General features: G+C 29.0%; 16 protein-coding genes and 1 other RNA gene. 4 read left to right on the top strand and 13 right to left on the bottom strand.

The genetic code is table 11. From position 1 onward, the window contains the following. Nucleotides 1-1250: 1250 nt before the first annotated feature. The 6 genes from L0U77_RS07205 to L0U77_RS07180 form a co-directional block, all read right to left on the bottom strand. Nucleotides 1251-1886, bottom strand: a complete 636-nt coding sequence (locus L0U77_RS07205; RefSeq protein WP_233900948.1) for a hypothetical protein — start codon at nt 1884-1886, stop codon at nt 1251-1253. A gap of 152 nt (nt 1887-2038) precedes the next feature. After that, nucleotides 2039-3013, bottom strand: a complete 975-nt coding sequence (locus L0U77_RS07200; protein WP_233900947.1) for a hypothetical protein — start codon at nt 3011-3013, stop codon at nt 2039-2041. A gap of 168 nt (nt 3014-3181) precedes the next feature. Continuing rightward, nucleotides 3182-3904 carry a Fic family protein gene (locus L0U77_RS07195; protein ID WP_193709231.1) on the bottom strand — a complete coding sequence of 241 codons (723 nt, stop codon included), beginning with the start codon at nt 3902-3904 and terminating at the stop codon, nt 3182-3184. Between the two features lie 872 nt (nt 3905-4776). Next, nucleotides 4777-5964 carry a tyrosine-type recombinase/integrase gene (locus L0U77_RS07190; RefSeq protein ID WP_233885032.1) on the bottom strand — a complete coding sequence of 396 codons (1188 nt, stop codon included), beginning with the start codon at nt 5962-5964 and terminating at the stop codon, nt 4777-4779. A gap of 183 nt (nt 5965-6147) precedes the next feature. Continuing rightward, nucleotides 6148-8655, bottom strand: coding sequence for a TonB-dependent receptor (locus tag L0U77_RS07185; RefSeq protein WP_233900946.1), 2508 nt, complete (start codon nt 8653-8655; stop codon nt 6148-6150). A gap of 65 nt (nt 8656-8720) precedes the next feature. Then, the gene (locus L0U77_RS07180) at nt 8721-10412 is read right to left on the bottom strand and encodes a M23 family metallopeptidase (RefSeq protein ID WP_233897217.1); all 1692 of its coding nucleotides are present in this window, start codon (nt 10410-10412) and stop codon (nt 8721-8723) included. Nucleotides 10413-10560: 148 nt separating this feature from the next. Here L0U77_RS07180 and L0U77_RS07175 point away from each other — a divergent pair, with 148 nt between their 5' ends. The 4 genes from L0U77_RS07175 to rny all read left to right on the top strand — a co-directional run bounded on the left by L0U77_RS07175 (nt 10561) and on the right by rny (nt 12977). Next, the gene (locus L0U77_RS07175) at nt 10561-10851 is read left to right on the top strand and encodes a hypothetical protein (RefSeq protein WP_233885044.1); all 291 of its coding nucleotides are present in this window, start codon (nt 10561-10563) and stop codon (nt 10849-10851) included. Nucleotides 10852-10864: 13 nt separating this feature from the next. Further along, a complete protein-coding gene (locus L0U77_RS07170; RefSeq protein WP_101917583.1) occupies nt 10865-11152 on the top strand; it encodes a cell division protein ZapA in 288 nt (95 codons plus the stop codon). Nucleotides 11153-11211: 59 nt separating this feature from the next. Beyond that, a non-coding RNA gene (gene ssrS, locus L0U77_RS07165) (6S RNA) lies at nt 11212-11322 on the top strand. Nucleotides 11323-11369: 47 nt separating this feature from the next. After that, nucleotides 11370-12977, top strand: coding sequence for a ribonuclease Y (rny, locus tag L0U77_RS07160; RefSeq protein WP_233900945.1), 1608 nt, complete (start codon nt 11370-11372; stop codon nt 12975-12977). 81 nt (nt 12978-13058) lie between these two features. Here the strand turns inward: rny and L0U77_RS07155 are convergent, their stop codons facing one another. The 7 genes from L0U77_RS07155 to L0U77_RS07125 all read right to left on the bottom strand — a co-directional run bounded on the left by L0U77_RS07155 (nt 13059) and on the right by L0U77_RS07125 (nt 22019). Then, a complete protein-coding gene (locus tag L0U77_RS07155; RefSeq protein WP_233900380.1) occupies nt 13059-13382 on the bottom strand; it encodes a DUF805 domain-containing protein in 324 nt (107 codons plus the stop codon). Between the two features lie 193 nt (nt 13383-13575). Continuing rightward, entirely contained in the window at nt 13576-14736 is a 1161-nt protein-coding gene (locus L0U77_RS07150) for a T9SS type B sorting domain-containing protein (RefSeq protein ID WP_233897219.1), read from the bottom strand. 21 nt (nt 14737-14757) lie between these two features. Beyond that, complete coding sequence (locus tag L0U77_RS07145) at nt 14758-17148, bottom strand: hypothetical protein (protein ID WP_233900944.1); 2391 nt, start codon at nt 17146-17148, stop codon at nt 14758-14760. 215 nt (nt 17149-17363) lie between these two features. Then, entirely contained in the window at nt 17364-18437 is a 1074-nt protein-coding gene (locus L0U77_RS07140) for a hypothetical protein (RefSeq protein WP_233900943.1), read from the bottom strand. A 121-nt stretch (nt 18438-18558) separates the two neighbouring features. Next, entirely contained in the window at nt 18559-19392 is an 834-nt protein-coding gene (locus L0U77_RS07135; RefSeq protein ID WP_193700322.1) for a hypothetical protein, read from the bottom strand. A gap of 232 nt (nt 19393-19624) precedes the next feature. Further along, complete coding sequence (locus L0U77_RS07130; protein ID WP_101917572.1) at nt 19625-20317, bottom strand: hypothetical protein; 693 nt, start codon at nt 20315-20317, stop codon at nt 19625-19627. Between the two features lie 37 nt (nt 20318-20354). Continuing rightward, nucleotides 20355-22019, bottom strand: coding sequence for a hypothetical protein (locus tag L0U77_RS07125; protein ID WP_233900942.1), 1665 nt, complete (start codon nt 22017-22019; stop codon nt 20355-20357). Nucleotides 22020-22459: the final 440 nt, after the last annotated feature.

The raw sequence follows: 22459 nt of genomic DNA, 5'->3' as shown, positions 1-22459 counted from the left end.
TATAAATTTTGCAATTTCTATTCTGTATTTTTCTCAACTCTACAAACGTTATAAATTCAGATTTTAAATAATAATTCAGTCGATTTTATTTTCAGATTTTACGTAAATTTTGCAATTTCTATTCTGTATTTTTCTCAATTCTACAAACGTTATAAATTCAGATTTTAAATAATAATTCAGTCGATTTTATTTTCAGATTTTGCGTAAATTTTGCAATTTCTATTCTGTATTTTTCTCAATTCTACAAACGTTATAAATTCAAATTTCACGTAATAATTCGGTCAATTTTATTTTCATATTTAGAGTAAATTGAAGTATTTATAGATTCTAAATTTTATTCGTAATATTTTTCTAGCGATATTTTTAAATTTCTGTATTTACTTAGAAATCAGGTTCTAGTTGCGTAATTTTTGCCAATTACTTGTAACGGATTTGTATATGATTTGTTGCGTGATTCGGGACTAAATTTAGTAAAAAAAATCGGAATAGAAAATCCCCCAAGGGATTTTCGTATGTAGGCGAGAACCAGCAATTAATTATATACGTTGTTGCTATTTGTTGTTTTTAATTATTCAATTTTTTCTCTAAAATTCCTTTTTCGATTTTCTAGAATCAGCTTTTTAAAAATCTTTGTTGATTTTTGGTGCTTTTTCTTTTTTGTTTTAATTTTTCTTGATTTAAAATTTATTTACAAAGTTTTAGGAATCAGTTTTTAAAATCTTTGTTGATTTTTGGTGCTTTTTCTTTTTTGTTTTAATTTTTCTTAATTTAAAATTTATTTACAAAGTTTCGTAATCAGCTTTTTAAAAATCTTTGTTGATTTTTCGTGCTTTTTCTTTTTTGTTTTAATTTTTCTTGATTTAAAATTTATTCACAAAGTTTTAGGAGTCAGTTTTTTAAAATCTTTGTTGATTTTTGGTGCTTTTTCTTTTTTGTTTTAATTTTTCTTGATTTAAAATTTATTCACAAAGTTTTAGGAATCAGTATTTTTAAAAATATTTATTGATATTTGATACTTTTTCTTTTGATTTTTTTCTTGAAATAATTGAAATAATTGACAAAATTGATTGTTCAAAACTTTGTTTTTTACTGAAATTTCACAATAAATTGCAACGTGTTTGTATATAGTTTGTTGCGTGTTTCAAGCAACTAACTTAGTAAATAATTACCGACCAAGAAAGTCCGCGAGGACTTTCGTAAGTAGGCGAGAAGCCAGCAATAAATTATATACGGTGTTAGGCACAGGCTTTTCATTCCAAAAATGCTTTAATTTTCGACCAAAAACTGACTTTTTTTGGTTTCTTTTTATTTTCTTTTTCTGCAATTTTTTCAAGAAACTTTTCAGGTTCTGTTAAAAAATCTATTGCGTTAGATTTTCTTAAATCTTCATAAATCAATTCTGGTTTTGGTTCAAATAAAAGTCCTTTTGTATTAAAAACCATTAATTCATTTTTTACACACAATTCCAACATTCCGTTTAAAAAAACAATTGCTTTTTCTCTATTTCTTAAATCTGTTCTAAATTGAAATTCGTTTATAAATTCAGTATTTGGGTCAAATGAAATATAACAATCATTATCCTCTTCAATATTAGAATTTCCTTTCCAATTTATAGAATCCAAAGAATTTTTTCCCCAATTTGCTCTTGAAACTAATTTGTCGATTTGTTCAGAAATTTCTTTGATGTCAAGATTTATATTATTCCACCATTTTATAGTATTTGCATCTTCAAATTCAGGTTCTGGTAAGTTTTCAATATCTTTTATATTTTCCCAATATTTCTCCCAAGAATCATCGTCAATTAATAGTTCCGTTGGAATATTTCCATATTTTTCAATAATAGATTTTCTTGGAATGATATTTAATTGATATTGCCAAATTGCCATTAATTTTCTCGATTTTTTTCAGCTTGTGCCTAACGTGTTTGTATAAGATTAGTTGCGTGTTTAAGCACCTAATTTAGTAAGTAAATCACAGATAGAAAGTCCGCGAGGACTTTCGTAAATTGGCTAAAACCAGCAATTAATTTTATACGGTGTTAGGCAACGTTATTTTTTATCTTATTTAATTTGACTTCTTTACTTTCCTTATCTATCGATATGAAGTCTGCTTGTGAATTACCTGTAATATCATTCCTTTCTCCATAGATTGAGTTATCCTTTGTCATAAATTCAATATCTTCATTTAAGGAAAACGAATATCTTTCTACTGAACTTTTATATAATCCATCTGTAGAAACTGGATATTGTTTAAATTTCACTTCATTATATTCTGCATTTAGAACCTTTACAAATGCTTTTTCAGCATCTACGATTATTCTTGTTCTATCTTCTAATTCATTTTTTCCAAATTCATCAAAATCTGTATCTTGTAGATATTGCTTTATTTCTAAAGAATCAATATCGAAAAAAAATAAAAACATTTCATCTGTAATTCTTGAGTTTTTAGATTTTGGATATTCATTTGATAAAATTCGTAGTCTTTTGTCGTGAGGCTTGATAACTAGCCTTTTAAAACTATCATCTTTTTTAGAAATTCCTATATAATGTAAATCATATTTTGTGAACTCACGATAATTTTTCAAACCATAAATGAAAATATTTTTAAATTTAGAGAAATCGTTTAATATTTTTTCAGTTGTAAACCAATCTAAAACTTCTTTTTCGTTATTGATTAATAACCATAACCTTACTAACTTAGGACCTAATTCAATTTCAATATCATCATAATCTTCAAATTGAATATTATGATGTGTCAATAAATTTTCAATATTAATACTTCCAGAAATTGAATTGTCAACAGAATTTAGAGAAAATTCAATTGATTTTTTCTCTTGAATTACATCTTGAACATTTTCTTTGAATGTGAATTCTGTTTTGTCTTTTTGAGCAATAAAATATAGTTTACTTTTTTTTATTTGTTCTATTACCTCAATATCATTTTTAAGCCATTCCGCTTCTTGATTTGAGATAGGAGGATATACAAGTTCTAAAGAATGTAATTGTGATCTCATTTATAATTTTGAGGTTCGTTTTTAATGTTGCCTAACGGGTTTGTATATGATTTGTTGCGTTTATAATAACGAAATTTAGTTATTATAAACGCAATAGAAAATCCCTAAGGATTTTCGTAAATAGGCTAGTACTAGCAATAAATTATATACGTTGTTGCCCGTAGTTTTTTACTTTTCTATTTCGAAATATTTCATTAATTCCTTATAATTATCTTGCGCTGATAAACAAGTGTCTGTCAAATAACCTTTTATTTTAGGGTATTCAGATAAGCCTCTGTAATAGAAAAATTTAAATTCATCTTGAATTATAAATGGGACGATATTATGTTTTAAACATTCTTTAAATATTATTAGTCTTCCAACTCTTCCATTTCCATCTTGAAATGGGTGTATTTTCTCAAATTCATAATGAAAGTCTATAATATCGAAAATTTCAATATTTTCTTTTTTGTTATAAATTTTCAATAATGTATCAATATCTTCTTTTACTTTATTTGGTTTAGATGTTTCAATTCCTCCAACAATATTTGGTTTTGATTTATAAGCTCCAACATTAAACCATTCTTTTTTAGAGTCTGAAGTATTTATTTTTAGGAGTTTATGAAATTCTTTTATGTGTTTTTCTGATAAAGTTTCTTTCGATATTTTTAGCATATAATCAAAACAATGAAAATGATTAACAGTTTCAATAATATCGTCAATATTTGCTGTATTTTCTCCTTCTTCGGTAAATAGTGTATTTGTCTCGTAAATGTATCTTGTTTGTTCTTCAGATAATTTGCTTCCTTCAATTCTGTTTGTATTGTAGGCAAGCCTTATTTGTGTTTTATGATAAATTCCGCCTTTTAGATTGCTCGATTTTTCTTCCTGTAATGTTTCTAAAAGTTTCATTTTTTATAGTTTATTTTAGAAAGCGAAGATACTTTTTTCTTTTTAAAAATTATCTTTAAGTTTCTAGTGCCAAATTACGGGCAACGGATTTGTATATGATTTGTTGCGTTATTCTGGACTAAATTTAGTAAAAAAAATCGGAATAGAAAATCCCCCAAGGGATTTTCGTATGTAGGCGAAAACCAGCAATTAATTATATACGTTGTTAGTTTTTCGTTATGAAACATTCAGATAAGCACGTTTTTTTGCGTTTCTAAATTTTTTCTTTAAAATTCTAAATATTCTTTTTTAGATTCACGTAAAACAGCATTTTTTCACGAGTTTAAAATTCAGGATTTGTTTTTTTTTTATTAAACTTTTTCTTTAAAATTCTAAACATTCTTTTTTGGATTTACGCAAAACAGCATTTTTTTTACGAGTTTAAAATTCAGAGTTTTTTATTAAACTTTTTCTTTAAAAATCTAAACTTTCTTTTTTAGATTTACGTAAAACAGCGATTTTTTACGAGTTTAAAGATTTTCAATTTGTTTATTTTTTTCTGAACTTTTTCTTTAAAATTCTAAACTTTATTTTTTAGATTCAAGCAAAACAACATTTTTTCACGAGTTTATAAATTCATAATTTATTCATTTTAATTATTTAAATATTCTCGATAATTCTATTTATTCTTGAAATTTCCATTTTTTCTGAATAATGAAAACTAACTAGTTATATAAAGATTAATGTTCTCTATTATTATTAAATTTATCTGGATAAAAGGAACTTTTGTTCTTTTTTATCGGGATTTAAAAGTTACAAAATGATTATATAATTGAATCATTTATATAAAATTCAGTGGTACTAATATATAAAAATAAAAGATAAGTTTTACATTAAATTTTCCCATAATCTATAAAGTTATTAGGTAGTGTTGGTTCTTTTTTTAAGTTTGATAAAATGGTATCTAGTGGGCTTTTAATATCTAGGAGATCTTTTTTTGCAACGTGTGTATAAATCATTGTTGTTTCGGGTTTTGCGTGTCCTAATAATTCTTGAATATGTCTTAATCCGATTCCATTTTCTAGTAAGTGTGTTGCGTAGCTGTGTCTTAAAGTGTGTGGGGTAACATTTTTATTAATTCCAGCAATTTTGGTGGAATTGTGTAAAAATTTTCGGATACTACTATCGGAATATTTTGTTCCGGAAGGGCTTTCAACAAAAAAGTACTTAGGAACATAGGTACAAATATAATTTTGAAGTAAAGGTAAGAAGCTATCTGCTAGAATAACGTATCTATCTTTTCTACCTTTTCCATTTTGTATAAATAATTGTCTTCTAGAGATATCAATATGTGCTAATTTCAGGTTAATTAATTCACTAATACGTAATCCAGCGGAGTATAGTAATGTTAAAATAGCACGATGTTTTAAGTTTTTGGTAACTCTCAACAAAGTAATCACTTCTTCTTGAGATAGTACTGCTGGCAATTTTTTGGAACGTTTAGGTCTTTCTAATACGAGAGAATTAATATTACAATCAGGATAAAAGGCTACAAATAATTTTAGAGCGCTAATAAACTGACGTTGTGAGCTTATACTATAATTTCTTTGAACAAAGATGGTTTCAATAAATAGTTCAACATTTCTATTGGTAAGATTATCAATGGGTATTGGTTGGCTAAAGTTAATAAAATCAGCAATAAAAGTAAAGTATGTCATTACGGTACTTTGGCTATATCTTTTTCCACGTAAGTATTTCACATAATTTCTGATAATTTGTTTATTCTCTTCGGTAAGTTTTCGAGGTGTTTTAACGCCTCGTTGTTGTATTTTTTCAGAAATTGAAGTATCTATTTTAACGATTGCTATTTCGGTTAATGTTTGTTTTACAAGTGTCAAAATATCTTTAGAAAAAGGACAAACCCATGCTTTTAGAGTTTTGCTCCAGCTAAGTTTTTTGAGGTTTCTAATTTTCTCAATTATGTTGTCATTATATGGAAATAGGAGTATTAGGAGTACTTCTTTTTTGTGTAATTTTTTTTGAACACGAACAGTAATTTTTTCTGTTGATTGATTTTTCATAGCTTTTCAAATATACGAAAATATACAAAAAAGATATGATTTTTTTTTGGAGCTATTTCCCGCTTTCCGCACTCGCTCTTTTTTTGAAGAAAAATCAAAAAAAGGAGCTCAAACAATTGCTTCAATCGGGGCTAAGCCTGTTTATTAAGTTTAGGTTATTTCTATTGAGTTTTGTTTCTTTTTTTAAAATTCCATATTAATTTTAATATTTAAAACTCTTCCGGTCATATAGTTAGGGATTCCGTATTGTTGTTTGCTGTACGCGTCACGCACCCAAGTATTGGTTATTGAATTTCGGATATCAAATAGGTTAAAGAGTTCTAAACCAGCGGTTAATTCTTTAAAGTTTGTTAATAATCCTGTTTTATTTTTCGTTATTTTTTTTGACATATCGGTAAAAACGTAAGAGATACCAACATCGGCACGTTTATAATCGTTCAATCGGTTTTGATATTGATACACATCGGTATAGGAAGGTGAACCACCAGGAACGCCCGTATTATAGACCATATTTAAGTATGCTTTTAAATCGGGAATATTGGGTACATAATCTTGAAATAACACACCAAATTTTAAGCGTTGGTCGGTTGGTCTGGCAATATATCCTTGATTGTTGGTGTTTTCTTGAGTTTTCAAATATCCAAAACTTATCCAACTATCATTTCCAGGGACAAATTCACCATTTAAACGTATATCTAATCCGTATGCGTAGGCGTTTGTGTTGTTGTCGGCTCGATATCGAATTCGAACATTATCCACGGAATAGGCATTGACATCGGTTAAATTTTTATAATATAATTCTGATGTTAATTTGAACGGACGTTCCCAAATTTTGAAGCTATATTCATTTCCAGCCACGATATGTATTGATTTTTGAGCTTTTACTTTCGGATGAATTTCTCCGTTATAATCTCGTAATTCTTTGTACGATGGCGGTTGTGAATAGTATCCTCCAGCGATTCGAAAAAGCATATCTTTATCCCAATTTGGTTTGATGGCAAATTGTATTCTTGGGCTTATAATTAATTGATTTTTAGAAGATGCTATATTGTTTTTTAATGTATTTTTTATGTTCCAATGATGCGTTCTAATTCCGATATTCATCCAAACTTGTTGCTTTTTCAAAGTTGTTTTTCGACTGAATTGCAAAAAACTAGTGATGCGTTGTATATCGATATTATTTGTTGCTTTTACGTTGTTAAAGGGTTCAATCGGTGCTGTAAAAGGCTGGTAAGGTTGGTTATTTCCAGCAAGATGTGGCGGACGAATCGCAAAGCCTAAGGAGTCAATCATTTCCCATTCATTAATGCGGTCTTTTATATTTTCTGATTGAAATTTAACCCCAGTTTTCCATTGATTTTTTCCATCTTTAAGCGTTGCTTTTACCTGAATATTACTGATTAAAGCATCTAAATCGTTACGAGCATGATTTATTTGTGAGCCAATTCCTTGAGAAAAACTAACGGCATCTATATTGTTAAAATCAGTGTTTTTTATAGTATTATTCGAGTTGTTATCCGAATTTATTGGCGTTTCGTTTAAGCGATAAAAGGCGGCAATATCAAAATATTCTTCTTCTTGCGTATTGAAACTTGAAATTGTTCCTGTTATTTTTAACGCATCATTTACTTTGTAATCGGTTGAAAAAGCACCAAAAAGTGTTTTAAATTCATCTTTTTCTTGTCCTTGATAATACACGATTAATTCCTGTGGATTATCAAGAGTTCCGAAACGTGTTTTTCGAGTTAAAGGTTTGTAATGATATGTATTTAATGAAAAATTAGTTAAAAAATTAAAGGTTATTTTATCAGAAAAATCATAGGATAAAAAACTTTGAACATCAGCAAAAGTCGGTTTAAAATCAACATCAATTTGTTTGCTATTGACAAATAAACTATTATCTCGGTATCTAATTCCTACGATAGCACTTAATTTATCTTTTAAAAAAGTATCTTCTAAAGTAAAACTTCCGCCTAATAAACTAAGGGCTATTTTCGCTTTAAAATCGGTTGGTTTTCGGTATGAAATATCCAAAACTGACGCTAATTTATCGCCATATTTTGCTTGAAATCCACCTGCTGAAAAGTCAATATTTTGTACCATTTGCGAATTGATAAAACTCAAACCTTCCTGTTGTCCAGAACGAATTAAAAAAGGACGATAGACTTCAATTCCGTTTACATACACCAGATTTTCATCAAAATTTCCGCCACGAACATTATACTGTGTACTTAATTCATTGTTGTTGCTAACGCCTGGTAAAGTCATCAAAATATTTTCAACGCCTTGATTTGCACCGAGTATTTTTGTTGCTTTTTGGGTTGAAATTCTAGTAATTCCTTGTGCTTCTTTTCGATGATTTTTAAGACTGATTTCCGCTAATTCTTCGGTTTTAAAAGATAGAATAGGAGCGTAGTTGAATATTTTACGTCCACGAGAAGTGAATTTTTTGGTGCTTGTTTTGTAGGAAACATGGCTAAAAGTAACGCTTACGGTTTTATGCATCGGAATTGTAAATTGATAATTTCCATCAACATCGGTGGTTGTTCCTTTTGATAAATAAGAAATCGAAACGCCTTGAATCGGCATTTTGAATGTATTGGTAATTCTTCCTTTTATAATCGCTGTTTTTTGAGCGAAAACAGACAAAATAGACAAAGGAAATAGCAGTAAAAAGAGTAGTTTTTTCAACGTTTTTTAAAGTTTTTTAAGTTTTTCATGATTTCTGAGAATTTCTGAATATTTTTTATCACTTTTTATTTCTTATAGAAAACTGCCGAAAGCGTTTGGGTATTTCCAACATTATCGGCGACAATAATTTTGAAAATATGTTTACTTCCAACGAGTTTATTATCCTTAAAATTATAAGTAAGTATTCCTCTTTTATGATTGTATTCCATTAAAATCCATGCTCCATCAATCGTTGCGGTATATTCTTTAATCCCCGATTGATAATCTTTAATTTTTACTTTTAAAGTTTTATTTTTCGATACCCATTGTCCGTTTTTAAAATTCGTCAATTTAATAATTGGTTTTTTGGTATCGTATAATAATTGATAATTCCCTAAAGTTTTTGTAGAGGTATATACTTTATTTAATTTCTTTTTTGTTCGGGTGTATCTTGTGTATTTTGGGTTGCTAACATTGGCAATATATACTTGTTGTTTTTGAAGATCACTTAAAAAAGAAGTATCAAAAGTAAGTGTATATCTTTTGTCTATCGGCATGGTTTTATCGTGGATTTTTGCCACGCCATTATCCACCGAAAAATCAATAAAACAATCGTTATAAAACGTGTTTTTAGGAAAAGCAACCGTTACATTTTTAAGATTAAATTTCTGAAAATCCTTGGCAATAATTTTAAAATTTGTCGTATCTTTTTGTTTGAAAACCAAATTACTAGCAACACCTTTAATCGGTATTTTAATGGTTGCCGTATTATTTTTAATATCTTTAGCTATAATTTCGACCTGATAATTTGAACCATTTTCAATAGTTATTTTTCCATTATTTACTAAATCTTCATATAAATTTAACCGATTTGCCGATACTTTATGTGTTTTTTGAAGCCTATTTTTATAGGTTTTATAATGAGGATAATCAATCAATAAATTAATATATTTTGTTTCCGCAAAAGAAAAAGTTTCTACATCATGATAATAAATACGTGTACCATTAACGGTCATTTCTAGGCTGTAAATTCCATTTTTATTGATGGCATCATTTAATCTATCAAAAACACTAACGCCAAAACCAATAACGCCACTTGCGGTAATTCGTTCACTAATATAGGTATTCGGAGCTGTTTTTTTAAAGGCAATTATCGATTTTAAACTTGAATTATTAATTCGAGATTGACCATTTAACGGATACGCCATTATTTTTTGAATCGTAGGCGCTTTGTTATCGCTTGGATTGATGCCAAATAATAACGGATTGATAATATGTTCTGTTTCCGTATCTCTAATTTCGTAATGTAAATGAGGTCCTCCAGAACCACCCGTATCACCCGTATACCCGATTAATTGTCCTTTTTTGATAGGAAAAAGATCTTTTTTCGTGAAGATATTTCCTGTCTGATAATTTTTCTTTCGATATTGAATACTTTTTATATATTTTTCAATAGCAGTTTCAAATTTTTTAAGATGCGCATATACGGTCGTGTATCCGTTTGGATGATTTAAATAAATCGCTTTTCCAAAACCATATTGTGAAACTTTTAAGCGAGAAACATAGCCATTTGCAGGAGCATAAATAGGAATCCCTTGTTTTCCCTGCGTTTTGATATCAATCCCAGAATGAAAATGATTGCTTCTAAGTTCGCCAAAAGTACCCGATAAAATAATCGGAATCTTCAATGGAGCAGAAAAATAATCCGTAGGATACTGCTTTTGAGCATTTCCTACATAAAAAAATAAACATAAAATAATGGAAAAATAAAATTTCAAATCACCGAGGTTTTAAACAAAAATACTAAAAATAAGTCAAATACTTAGAAGGTTTATAATCAGGTGTTTGTTAAAAAAACAAAAAAGTGTTGCTATTTAAAATCTATAATGATAACTTTGTAGATATAGTTTTATTCTCAAAAAATAAATGAGTACCCCTTTAGAAGCAATTCATTTACTTGAAGATAAGTTGAAAAACTTACTACATAAATATGAATTTTTAAAAGATGAAAATGAAATTTTGCATGAAAATAATGCAAAATTAACCCTTTTGTTAGAAGAGAAAACAACCGCATTGAAAATTAATCAAGAGCAATATAAATTGCTTAAAATTGCGAAAACTATACAAGGCAGTAAAGAAAATACCAGAGAAACAAAACTCAAAATAAATACTTTAATTCGAGAGATTGATACTTGTATTAATCTTCTGAATTCATAAAAAGTTCTTTAACATGACAAAAATAAAAGTTAATGTAGTAATTGCAGGAAGAACGTATCCTTTAAGTGTTGATAATACCAATCAAGAACAAGGAATGCGAACCGCTGCAAAAAATATTAATGATTTACTTGTTGAGTTTGAGCGAAATTATGCAGTATCAGATAAACAAGATGTATTGGCAATGAGTGCATTGCAATTCGCATCTAAATTAGAAATAGTATCCTTAAAAAATACTAAAGAAAATACTGAAGTAACCAATAAAATAAATGACTTAACTACTTTGTTAGATAAGTATTTATAACGTTCTTTAAAAAATAAAAAAATTAATATTACTGCCTACATTAGTATATTGTTTATTAAACTCAACACTATTTATTTAGAAAGGATGAGTCTTGGTTTTTAAAGCATGCCGATTTTTAGTATCGGATCCTTGACAAGCCAGTTAGTCCTAAACCTGTTTTTACGGAGTTTATAAAACCTTATTAATGTAGGTTTTTTTATACAATTAAATTAAAATTATGGATGGAAGTTTATTTCCTGTTTTAGCAGGAATTATAGGAGTAGCAATTGGTTTTATTATCGCTAAAATACTAGAGAAATCTAAAGCGAATAAACTGATAGTAGAAACAAAAAAAGAAGTTAAAAATATTGTAAAAGAAGCTAGAATTGAAGCAGATGCAATAAAAAAAGATAAAATATTACAAGCGAAAGAAAAATTTATTGAATTAAAATCGGAACACGAAAAAGTTATTTTATCTAGAGAAAAGAAAATCTCTGATGTAGAAAAAAGAACTAGAGATAAAGAAAGTTTAATTTCATCAGAATTAGATAAAAATAGGAAATTAAATAAAACCGTAGAAAATAAAGCCAGCGATTTTAACGCTAAAATTCAAGTTTTAGAAAAGAAAGAAGCCGATTTTGAACATAAAATAGAAATTTTAGAAAAGAAAGAAGCTGAGGTAGAAAAAGCACATAAACATCATGTGGATATACTAGAACAAATTTCAGGCTTATCGGCAGAAGATGCGAAAACAGAATTAGTAGCATCTTTAAAAGATGAAGCAAAGGCTGATGCCATGTCATTTGTACAAACTGCCATTGAAGAATCTAAAATGACAGCACAACAAGAAGCTCGTAAAATTGTTTTAAATACCATTCAAAGAGTAGGAGTAGAGCAAGCTGTAGAGAATTGTGTGTCTGTTTTTAATTTAGAATCAGATGATGTTAAAGGACGAATTATTGGGCGTGAAGGACGTAATATTCGTGCTTTAGAAGCTGCAACTGGTGTTGAAATTATTGTTGATGATACGCCTGAAGCAATTATTTTATCTTGTTTTGACCCTATTCGTAGAGAAATTGCTCGTTTATCAATGCATAAATTAGTAACCGATGGACGAATCCATCCAGCAAGAATCGAAGAAGTTGTTAAAAAAACAGAGAAACAAATTAGTCAAGAAATTATAGAAGTTGGTAAACGTACCGTTATCGATTTAGGAATTCATGGTTTACATCCTGAATTAATAAAAATTGTTGGACGTATGAAGTATCGTTCGTCTTATGGTCAAAACCTATTGCAACACTCTCGCGAGGTAGCAAATCTTTGTGGTATTATGGCCGCAGAAATGGGCTTAAATGCAAAGGCAGCCAAACGTGCTGGTTTGTTACATGATATCGGTAAAGTTCCAGAAACAGAAAGTGAATTACCACACGCTTTATTAGGAATGCAATGGGCAGAGAAATATGGTGAAAAACCAGATGTTTGTAATGCTATTGGAGCACATCACGATGAAATAGAAATGAAGAGTTTATTATCGCCAATTGTACAGGTTTGTGATGCTATTTCAGGAGCTAGACCAGGTGCTCGTCGTCAAGTATTAGATTCATATATTCAACGTTTAAAAGACTTAGAAGACATTGCTTTTGGATTTACAGGAGTTCAAAAAGCATACGCTATTCAAGCAGGTCGTGAATTAAGAGTTATGGTTGAAAGCGCAAAGGTTAACGATGCAAAAGCAGCTGAATTATCATTTAATATTTCACAAAAAATACAAAATGATATGACGTATCCAGGACAAGTAAAAGTGACCGTAATCCGTGAAACTAGAGCCGTAAATGTAGCAAAATAAGCTATCTATTTACACATATAAATAAAAAATCCTCATCATTTGATGAGGATTTTTTTGTTTAAATATAATCAGTAAAATTATTTATGCTGTTTTTGGGTCTATTCCATATTTATTCTCACCTTTTTCTCCCTCTGTTACTGCAAGGATGAAATTGTAAATTGGAATCAGTAAAAACCAACCGCTTTTACCTACATCATGCATTCTTCTAACTCCAACTGCTATTGAGGGAAGTAATATTGCTAATGAGTATAAGTTCGCTAATTTCGGAAGACCTAGAAAACCACAAATAAATCCAAATATTAAAGAAATAATAACATTGTATAAAGTAAACATCCAATATTCTTTTCTTCTTGCACGTCCATTAAATGTGGTATAATTTTCTAATACTTTGAAGTAATAATTCATCTTATCTTTTTTAAATTTACTTTTAAAGATTATCAGTGATACAATTTATTTCAGTATTGCACAATCTAGAAAATTACTAAAACTGATTTTATTTCAGTTAGTAATATGTATTTTTTTAAAGAGAACAAGAGGCGTTTAAACCTCTTGTTGTTCTATTCTTTTTTTATTATAAAGCTCGAATTACAATATATATTTATCGATTAATATAAACCCAACCTTTTTGAGTTTTCGATAAATTATTGATTCCGTATTTTAAAATATAGAAATACGTTCCTGCAGGTAGTTTTTCTTTTGATATTACTGTAGCGCGTCCTGTTGATATTCCGTTCCAATCATTGTTGTAATTATCGGTTTTGTAAATTGTATTACCCCAACGATTGAATATTTCTAAACGATTTGTATTATATTTCTTTAAGTTTTTAAATACTAAGGTTTCGTTTTTCGTATCGCCATTTGGTGATATTAAAAGATTTACATAATTCGATTTTGAATCAGCAAAACCTGAAGCAATTGTAATAATTTCATAATTATCAGGAATAAAAACATCCGAAGTTAGTGTTCCTTTTGTTAAATCTCCAGTAAGATTTTTTGCACCAAGATCTCTCCATTTATTTTCTAAAATACTCCAACCTACAATTCTTAATTTTTGACTGTCATCAGATAATGTACCAATATCACTAAAATTATCCCAAGTTAAAGTTACGCTTGTTGCTGAATCTCCGTTTAAATCCCAAAATTCTTTTTTACTGATAATATCAATAAAATCTTCTTTATCATTTGTTAAAGCTGAACCAGAAAAAGTACTTAGCATGTTTGGATCTTCAAAGAAATAAGCTCCTAAAAAAGTAGTTGCCGTATTTTGAATAGGCAAAATCATTGGGCGTAAACGGTCGCCATCACCAATTGGAAATATAAAATCATTTTTCCCAATTACCGTTGCGTAACCATTAATATGATTCTCATCATTTTCTCCTGCATAAAAATTATGCTTATTAAATTCCAAAGAAATATCAAGATTATTTCTAGGCGTTATAACTTTACCATTTATAAAACTTAACTCATTTGTAAGTGCTAAAGATTTTTGTAATTCTAAATCGTTTGCAACATCAATTTCAACATCATAAAAAGTTATTTTTTCAGTTCCTGAAACGGTTAATGTTTTGGTATCGTTATAAAAACCTGCTAAACCTTTATAGTTATTAGAAGTATCAAAAGTTCCATTATTCTCTAAATCAGTATGAAAACCTATTTTAGCGTTATCATGCAATTGAATATTTCCGCTAGCATCATTATAAAAAGCTGTTTGAGCAAATGTAATCGTAGTGGATAAAATGATAAAAAGTAGGTTTCTCATAGTATTATATGTATGTGAAAATTAGTTTATTTGTTGCCAAGTTGTTCCATCAGATTGTAAATGATATACTGTGGCATTTGTAAGTCCAAGAGTCGTGGTGCTATTACTACTTACATAATTTCTAGATAATGTAGCAAATCCTGAAGCACTTGTTTTAATAATATATATTCTTCCCTCTACCGTTGAAGCATCAGGAATTGTAATTGTTATATTTGTAGCTGTATTATTTTTTAAAATCAAAGTATAGTTGTCTTCTGTTAAAGTAAAATTAGTATTTGTACTTGTTATCGATTTTGAAACAGAACCTACTACTTGAAAGGTCGAATTTGCCCTTTTAAAAGAAGCATCATTATAATTAGCATTTAAATTACTAGAAATGGGTACTTCTTGTTGATTTAAATTAATACCAAATCTTGTTTTAGCATTTTGTGTATCATTACTACCTTGAACACGAAATAACTCTCGGTGAAATTGAGCTCCTCTGTAATCATATCTTTTAAAAACGATTGGCTCATCACCATCATCACCAATAACAAATTCTAAACGACCTTGATTATCTGGGCCAGCAGAACCAATTTCGAAAAAATCAGTTTTACCAGAAGCTCCCTTCAATCTAAAACTTCCATTTGATGTAGTAAAGAATATCGGTTTATAAAAATTAGCACCACTTGATTCAAATTGTAGTGCTGAAACTCCATTATTTCCTCTAATATGTACTACTGATTGATTATCATCAGTATAATCAGGATAACTTTGTGTTAATCCTAGGGTTTGCCTACGACCAAACTCCAATAAAGGAATATTATTTGAGCGTATTTGCATTTTTTTATCATCGGTAGTTCCTAAAAAATTAATCGTTGTTGTTCCTGAGTTTCCTGTGGTTAACCAATTATTTAATGCAGGATTATCAATCCAATCTGTTCCCGTTGCTGTTGATGATAAAATTTGTCCTGTTGTTCCAGCATCACCATTTGTATCAGCATAAGTACCTGTTACAGATAAGTTCTTCGGAATACTAATATTCTGTGTCGCATCTATTGCTAAAGCATTTGTACCATTGGTTGAAAAACCTAAATTATCTTCTCCAATACGATACATTCCTGTATTGTTATCATCTGAAAATTTAAAGGCAGGATTACCCACAGTACCATTAGAACTCCTAAAACGTATAGCCCTTGCTGTTCCGTTTACTGTTAATTTATTAGTATCCGAAATGTTAAAAGGGTTTCCTACATAAAGCTTCTTATTTATATCATCCCAGCTTAACTGAGTATTATTTTCTGTTGGTTTTCCAACTGCTCCTGCAAAAAATATAGAACCTGTTGTTCCTGTATGTGCAGCATCATTGTCTATCCATTTAGTTGCTGTACTTGTTGATGCTAAAATTTGACCATCGCCACCAAAACTTCCAGTACTATCTTTATAACCCTTATCTACAGTAATGTTTTCTACGAACCGTGCATGGTCAACGACATTAATACCATTAGTAGCTCTTAAATCTAAAAAACCTGTAGATTGTAGTGCGATATAATTTGTACCGTCTATATAGAAATCACTTAAATCTGTAAAACGAAATGAATTGCTGTTACCTGTTAATAATCGATTAGCCGTTAACGTTCCGTTGGCAGTATAAATATTTTCAGTAAGGTTATTACTATCAGCTAATTTTTTCCAACGATTTGCAATTATTGGTTCATCAGCATCGTAAATTTTAATTTCACTAGCCGTTGTGTCAAACCAAACATCGCCTTCTACTGGAGAAGGAGGTGCGGTAGCAATTGTTGTTACTTTATTTTTAGTGTTATCAATCCAACTAGTACCTGTACTTGTTGATGCTAAAATTTGACCTGCTGTTCCTGCATTATTACCAGCATCTATAAATTGTTTTTTTACTTGAAAATTTTCATCTACAGTAAGGTTTTTAGCAACACTTGTATTAGTATTTAGTACTATAGTATTATTTGCTTTAATTGTGGTATTTGCTCCACTAGAACCAATCTTAGTTTCTCCAGAACTAAGTATTTCCGTTACAGTAGTGTTTACAGTAAAGTTTCCAATATCGTTAAAAGATAAGTCATATCTCCCGCCAGTTCCTGTACTCCCTGTTAAAACTCGATGGTTTGTTAAACTACCATTTGCATTGTAAATGTTTGTAGTAATATTATTACTATCAGAAAGTTTTTTCCAATTAGTACCGTCCCATATGGTAATTTTACCATCAGTATCGTTAAACCAAACATCGCCCTCTATTGGATTAAGGTGAGGACTTGAGCCAGTAGTTACTTTATTTTTAAATATCGAATTTATAGTTCCTTTATTATCAACAACATTAAATTCTTGTGCATTTACTTTTATTGAAAGGAAAATAAAAGGAACAATTAAGGTAAATAAGCGATTTTTATAATTTATCATTTTTTTTTTTCTTAACAAGAAAACACACCTATAGCAAAGCGTGTAATTTTTCATATATTTTGGGTAAATATAATTGAAAAAAACATAATTATATAAATATATTATTAATTTATTTATTGTCGATTAGTTCTTAATATATTAGGTTTTTATTTAAAGGTTTTTTTTAGTAATTTGACCTGTTATTTGCAATATCAATTTTATAAAAAGCTGGTTTTTTATTTGTAAGCAGTGTATAAAACGATTAGACTTTCTTTAAAAATAAGCTGTTTATTAGTGGTATTTCCTGAAGTTCCTAAAGTATATTTTACATTTATAGTAAAACCATCATTATTAAAAGATGTTAAATTCCCCATAATTTTACCTAAATCTATAGCATCTTTATCTCCGTATCTTAAACCGATACAATTACTATTTGATGAAAGTCTTGAAATATCATTAATAGAATTACCACTTCCTCCTACAAATATAACAGATTGTGTAGTCGTTGCTGGAGTTTTGTCATATCTAGCAAAACCATTCATTGTACCGAAAGAATTTTGTAAAGTATTTGAGTTTCTTCTATCGCTATTTTTACTATCAGTGTCAAAACTTTCAATATTTGCATGTGCAACAAAAGTTATTTGAGATGGTTTAAAAGGCAATCCTGTTATTATTTTATCAAAATTTATATCTGTAGTAGTAGTTGTTGGAGCATCTATAATAAAAGAGCCTGTATATACTGATGCTGTATTATCAATCCATTCAGTAGCCGTTCCTGTTGATGATAAAACTTGTCCTGTTGTTCCTAAATTATAATTAGTATCTAGAAGACCTGATTTTAAATAAAGGTTTTTTTCTACCGATGTATTAGCATCAAGAGTAATTGCATAAGAATCCGTTGTTTGAAGTAAAATACCTCCAAGAGAATGAAGGCTAATATATTGATTATCAATAATATCAAACCTATTAAGACCATCAAACATGATACTTTTCCCATCTCCTAAAATAGCTCTATCCGAAGTTAAAGTGCCATCGGTGGTATATATATTGTCGGAAAGTGTATTTATATTCGTTATTTTTTTCCAAATACTACCATCATAAATTTTAATTTCACTAGCAGTCGTATCAAACCAAACATCGCCCTCTATTTTTGAAGCAGGAGGACTTGCGGTCGGAGAAGTTGTTACTTTATTTTTAAATACCGAATTTATAGTTCCTTTATTATCAACAACATTAAATTCTTGTGCATTTATTTTTATCGAAATAAAAATAAATACTAAGATAAATAAGTAGTTTTTATAATTTTTCATCTTTTTTACTATTAGAGAACATAATATACGATTATTTTTTTAAAAAATAGCGTATAGGGAGTTATATTTAAATCGCGTAAATATAATTTAATTATGGATAATAATAAAAAATATAATTATTTTAATTTATTTGTTGCCAATTAGTTCCGTCCGATTGTAGATGATATGTTAATGAATTTGCAAGTATTGTTAAAGGAATTCTATCCGTTGGTATATAATCTCTTGATAATGTCGCTGTACCGAGCGTATTGGTTTTTATGATATATATCCGTCCTTTTGCCGTAGAAGCATCAGGAATTGTAATGGTTATTGGTGTGGTATTGTCTAAAATAATTGTATGATGAGTTTCATCTAATATAAAATTATTAGTAGTATTTTCTATCGGATGCGTATTATTAGATGTCCATTTTGTACCTGTTCCTGTTGATGATAATATTTGACCACTCGTACCAGCTTTATTACTAGCATCTATAAAACGTTTTTTAAGAGAAAGGTCTTCATGTATTGTAGTGGTATTATAAAGGTAGATTCCTGATTTTCCTTCTATTTGAAAATAAGTTTCACATCTTAATTGAATCTCATTTGTATCATAAACTTGAAATGAACCTAAATTAAAATAGAATAAACTATTACCAGCTCCATTTAAGTCTCTAATACCCGTTAAAGTTCCATTTTCAGTGTATATATTTTGATTAGAAATACTTTTCCATCTATTGGCTGGTGTTGGTTCATCAGCATCATAAATTTTAACTTTATTATTAGTCGGATTGCTTTCAAACCAAATATCACCTTCTAAAGGATTTGCAGGAGCGTATGTACCGCTACTAACACTTGTGTTTACATTTTTAATAGTTCCTTTATTATCAACAACACTAGTTCTTTGTGCTGTTATTTTTAATGAGATAAAAATTAAGGCAAAAATTAATATAATGGTATTTCTTTTGTAGTCTATCATGTCCTTACTATATTAAATTATATGATAATATAAAACACCAAATCAGAGTAGATTTGTGTTTTTAGTCAGGGGGAGGATAACGGTAATTTGGGGTATTATAAATAGTTTAGATGGGAAAGTAAGCAACTATTTTTGTAATTTATAACTTTTAAGCATTGGCTCTAAATAAGAACCAATGCCAAAAGTTATAAGTAATAATTCAATTAAGTTGTAATGCTTTTATGCAGTAATATTAGTTTGTAAATTGTACTTCAATAATATCAGTAACTGCACTAGCTAAAGTAAAAGTAATTTCATCAGCAGTAGGAACAGTAAAGTCAGTACCATAATTTAGCTTAACACCGTTTCTATACACAAATAATTTAGCTATATTACTTTCTGCTTCAGCTGCTTCTATAGCATTTGCAGAAGCAGGATTCATTAGAGGTAAACCAGCAACAGCAAACGTACCAGGAGTAGTAGGAGTACCTTCTTCTCTAATAGCACGATTAAAAAGACTTAAGAATTTAGCAGCATCTTCAGCTAATAATTTTTTAACTTCTCCTGTAGCTTCATCTCTAACCATTAAAGAAATCCCACCAGTACCAAGTGTTGCTACGGTAGCAGGAACTTCTGCGTTAGCACCACTAATTTCAACTCTTTCAACTCCTTGAATAGCGAAGTAATTAGTTGCATCAGTAGTAATAGTTGTAGGAGCTACTAAAGTTCCACCTAATTGAAAAGTAGTTACATTATCAGCATTTGTACTTTGAGTAAGACCATTAAGAGCTTGTACATGATTAATTGTACCTTTGTTATCTACAGATTTTACAGCTTCTGCTTGTTTTACTAAATCAGTAGCAGTAGTTGTTTGTGCGCTTACAGTTCCGATTGCTAACATTCCGACAGCAACTACGGCTAATTTAAAAGAATTTGTTTTTCTCATCATTTTTGATTTTAAAATTAATTTTGGGGTTTTTTATTTAATAAAATTGAACTATTCTTATTTGGTCGCCTGCGTAGCATTTTGCGTTAGGCTCTAATTTAATTTCTGTATCGTTATTTTCTAGTGTAAAATCTACACGAACGCCATTTCTATATACGGTTATATTATTTCCGAAATCTGGTTTAGTAAAAGTATCTTGATTTAGTGTCGTTGCTGTTAATTTAGTTACTTCTTGTTTAAGAACTGTATTTAAGGTTACTTTCTTTAATTCTCCTGTTGTTCTATCAATAGTAACAATATCATCATTTGTAATATCTCCAGTTTGTAAATTTTTAATAGCAAAGGTTTTTCCGTTTGTATCAATAATCGTATTATCAGATAATTCTCCACCTAATTGTATGTTATTTTTTGTAGGGTCAGTAGTATCATCAATAGTTAAACCATTACTTGCTATTACAGGATTTTGAGTATTTGTTTGTGTTATCCAAGCTGTTCCCGTATAAGCATAAATTGTTCCTGTTGCGATATCTACATAAATATCACCAGCCACTGAATTTGGAGCAGTTGTATCGGTAGGTATTCCAGTTCCTTTCTTCGGATTTCCATTTAATAAAACCCAAGTTGAAGTTGTACCGTCCCAAATTTTTGTTTCGTTGGTTGTTGGATTAACCCAAAAATCTCCATTATTAGGATTTGCAGGAGCAGTTGTATTATTTATAACTTTTACAGGATTTTGAGTATTTGTTGATGTTGAATTTAATAAAATCCAACTTGTACCGTCAAAAATACTTGTTTGGTTGTTCGTTGTATTAATCCAAAAATCTCCTAAATTATTATCTGTTGCAGGAGGATTATCAGCTAGTGGAGTTACTTTTATAGAATTTCCTGTATTTGTTGATGTTGAATTTAATAAAACCCAATTTGAACCGTCCCAGATATTTGTTTTATTATCTGATGGATTTGTATTGTCAATCCAAAAATCTCCATTATTAGGATTTGTAGGAGGAGTTGTTCCTGTTGTTGTATTTGTTGAATTTAATAAAACCCAAGTTGCACCGTCATAAATACTTGTTGGATTGTTTAAACCTGCCGTATCATTAATCCAAAAATCTCCTTTATTATTAGTTGTAGGAGCGGTGTTTGCTGTTGTAACTTTTACGGAAGCTCCTGTATTTGTTGATGTTTGTGTAACCCAACTTGAAGTTGCTGTGTTATAGGTGTACGTTTTTGCAGTAGCAAGATCAATATATACATCTCCCGCAATCGGATTTGGAGCAGTTATATTGGTTGGTATTCCTGTTCCTGTCTTTATTTTACTATTTAATGAAATCCAGTTTAAACCGTTCCAAATATTAACGGTATTTCCGTTTGAGCTGTCATTCCAAAAATCACCAATATTATTATTTATAGGTTGTACACTATCTGTGATAAAACTCGCAGAATCACATAAACTTCTCCAAGTAGTTCCGTTATATGAAAATACACAATTTTCAGTAGTGTTATAAACTAATGCCCCCTGTAAAGGTTGTATGGCATTCATTTGAGCCGTATCCATTTTCGTAATCACTAAAACTTTATCAGGGCTTTCAAGCTCTAAAACAGAGTTCGAATTAATAGTCGAAGGATTCTCGCCAATTTTCACTTGCGCAAAAAGGGTTATATTTGTTAGTAAAACGAATATTAAAGAAATTTTAAACCTCATACTTTTGTGTAAATTTTTTACAATATTAACCTTTATTTAAGTAAAATGAAACTATTTTTAAATATATTTTATGATAAAACTATTTTTAATATAACGATGTTAAGTGTTTATATATAAAACAACTAACGAGATATAACGATGTTTTTTGTTGTTATATTTTGATAAATTGTTGTTTCCTATTTTTTTTTATAACGATTTTCGAGTAGTTTAAAAATTTAATATAATTATACCGTACAATTAATTATTTAGTAATAGTTTTATTTTTTTTTAGACGCTAAAACGCTATAAAATAAGGTTAAAAGCTTTTATCATGATATGATAATGAATTTTAAAATGCTTATTTGTTTTTGTTTTTTTGATATAAAAACTAGATGATTTTTCTTAAAAAAGTTAAAAAATTGCTTAATTGTTATGATAAAAATAATTATTCTTATTTATTT

This window comes from Tenacibaculum piscium, assembly GCF_021390715.1.
Taxonomy (GTDB): Bacteria; Bacteroidota; Bacteroidia; order Flavobacteriales; family Flavobacteriaceae; genus Polaribacter; species Polaribacter piscius.
Note: the sequence above shows the minus strand (reverse complement) of the source record. Positions and strands in the feature narration are given on the sequence as shown.

Coding starts and splice junctions, on each gene's coding strand:
- L0U77_RS07145 (WP_233900944.1), bottom strand. CDS start 17,148: ATGATAAATTATAAAAATCGCTTATTTACCTTAATTGTTCCTTTTATT.
- L0U77_RS07140 (WP_233900943.1), bottom strand. CDS start 18,437: ATGAAAAATTATAAAAACTACTTATTTATCTTAGTATTTATTTTTATT.
- L0U77_RS07175 (WP_233885044.1), top strand. CDS start 10,561: ATGAGTACCCCTTTAGAAGCAATTCATTTACTTGAAGATAAGTTGAAA.
- L0U77_RS07155 (WP_233900380.1), bottom strand. CDS start 13,382: ATGAATTATTACTTCAAAGTATTAGAAAATTATACCACATTTAATGGA.
- L0U77_RS07135 (WP_193700322.1), bottom strand. CDS start 19,392: ATGATAGACTACAAAAGAAATACCATTATATTAATTTTTGCCTTAATT.
- L0U77_RS07130 (WP_101917572.1), bottom strand. CDS start 20,317: ATGAGAAAAACAAATTCTTTTAAATTAGCCGTAGTTGCTGTCGGAATG.
- L0U77_RS07190 (WP_233885032.1), bottom strand. CDS start 5,964: ATGAAAAATCAATCAACAGAAAAAATTACTGTTCGTGTTCAAAAAAAA.
- L0U77_RS07205 (WP_233900948.1), bottom strand. CDS start 1,886: ATGGCAATTTGGCAATATCAATTAAATATCATTCCAAGAAAATCTATT.
- L0U77_RS07195 (WP_193709231.1), bottom strand. CDS start 3,904: ATGAAACTTTTAGAAACATTACAGGAAGAAAAATCGAGCAATCTAAAA.
- rny (WP_233900945.1), top strand. CDS start 11,370: ATGGATGGAAGTTTATTTCCTGTTTTAGCAGGAATTATAGGAGTAGCA.
- L0U77_RS07125 (WP_233900942.1), bottom strand. CDS start 22,019: ATGAGGTTTAAAATTTCTTTAATATTCGTTTTACTAACAAATATAACC.
- L0U77_RS07170 (WP_101917583.1), top strand. CDS start 10,865: ATGACAAAAATAAAAGTTAATGTAGTAATTGCAGGAAGAACGTATCCT.
- L0U77_RS07200 (WP_233900947.1), bottom strand. CDS start 3,013: ATGAGATCACAATTACATTCTTTAGAACTTGTATATCCTCCTATCTCA.
- L0U77_RS07150 (WP_233897219.1), bottom strand. CDS start 14,736: ATGAGAAACCTACTTTTTATCATTTTATCCACTACGATTACATTTGCT.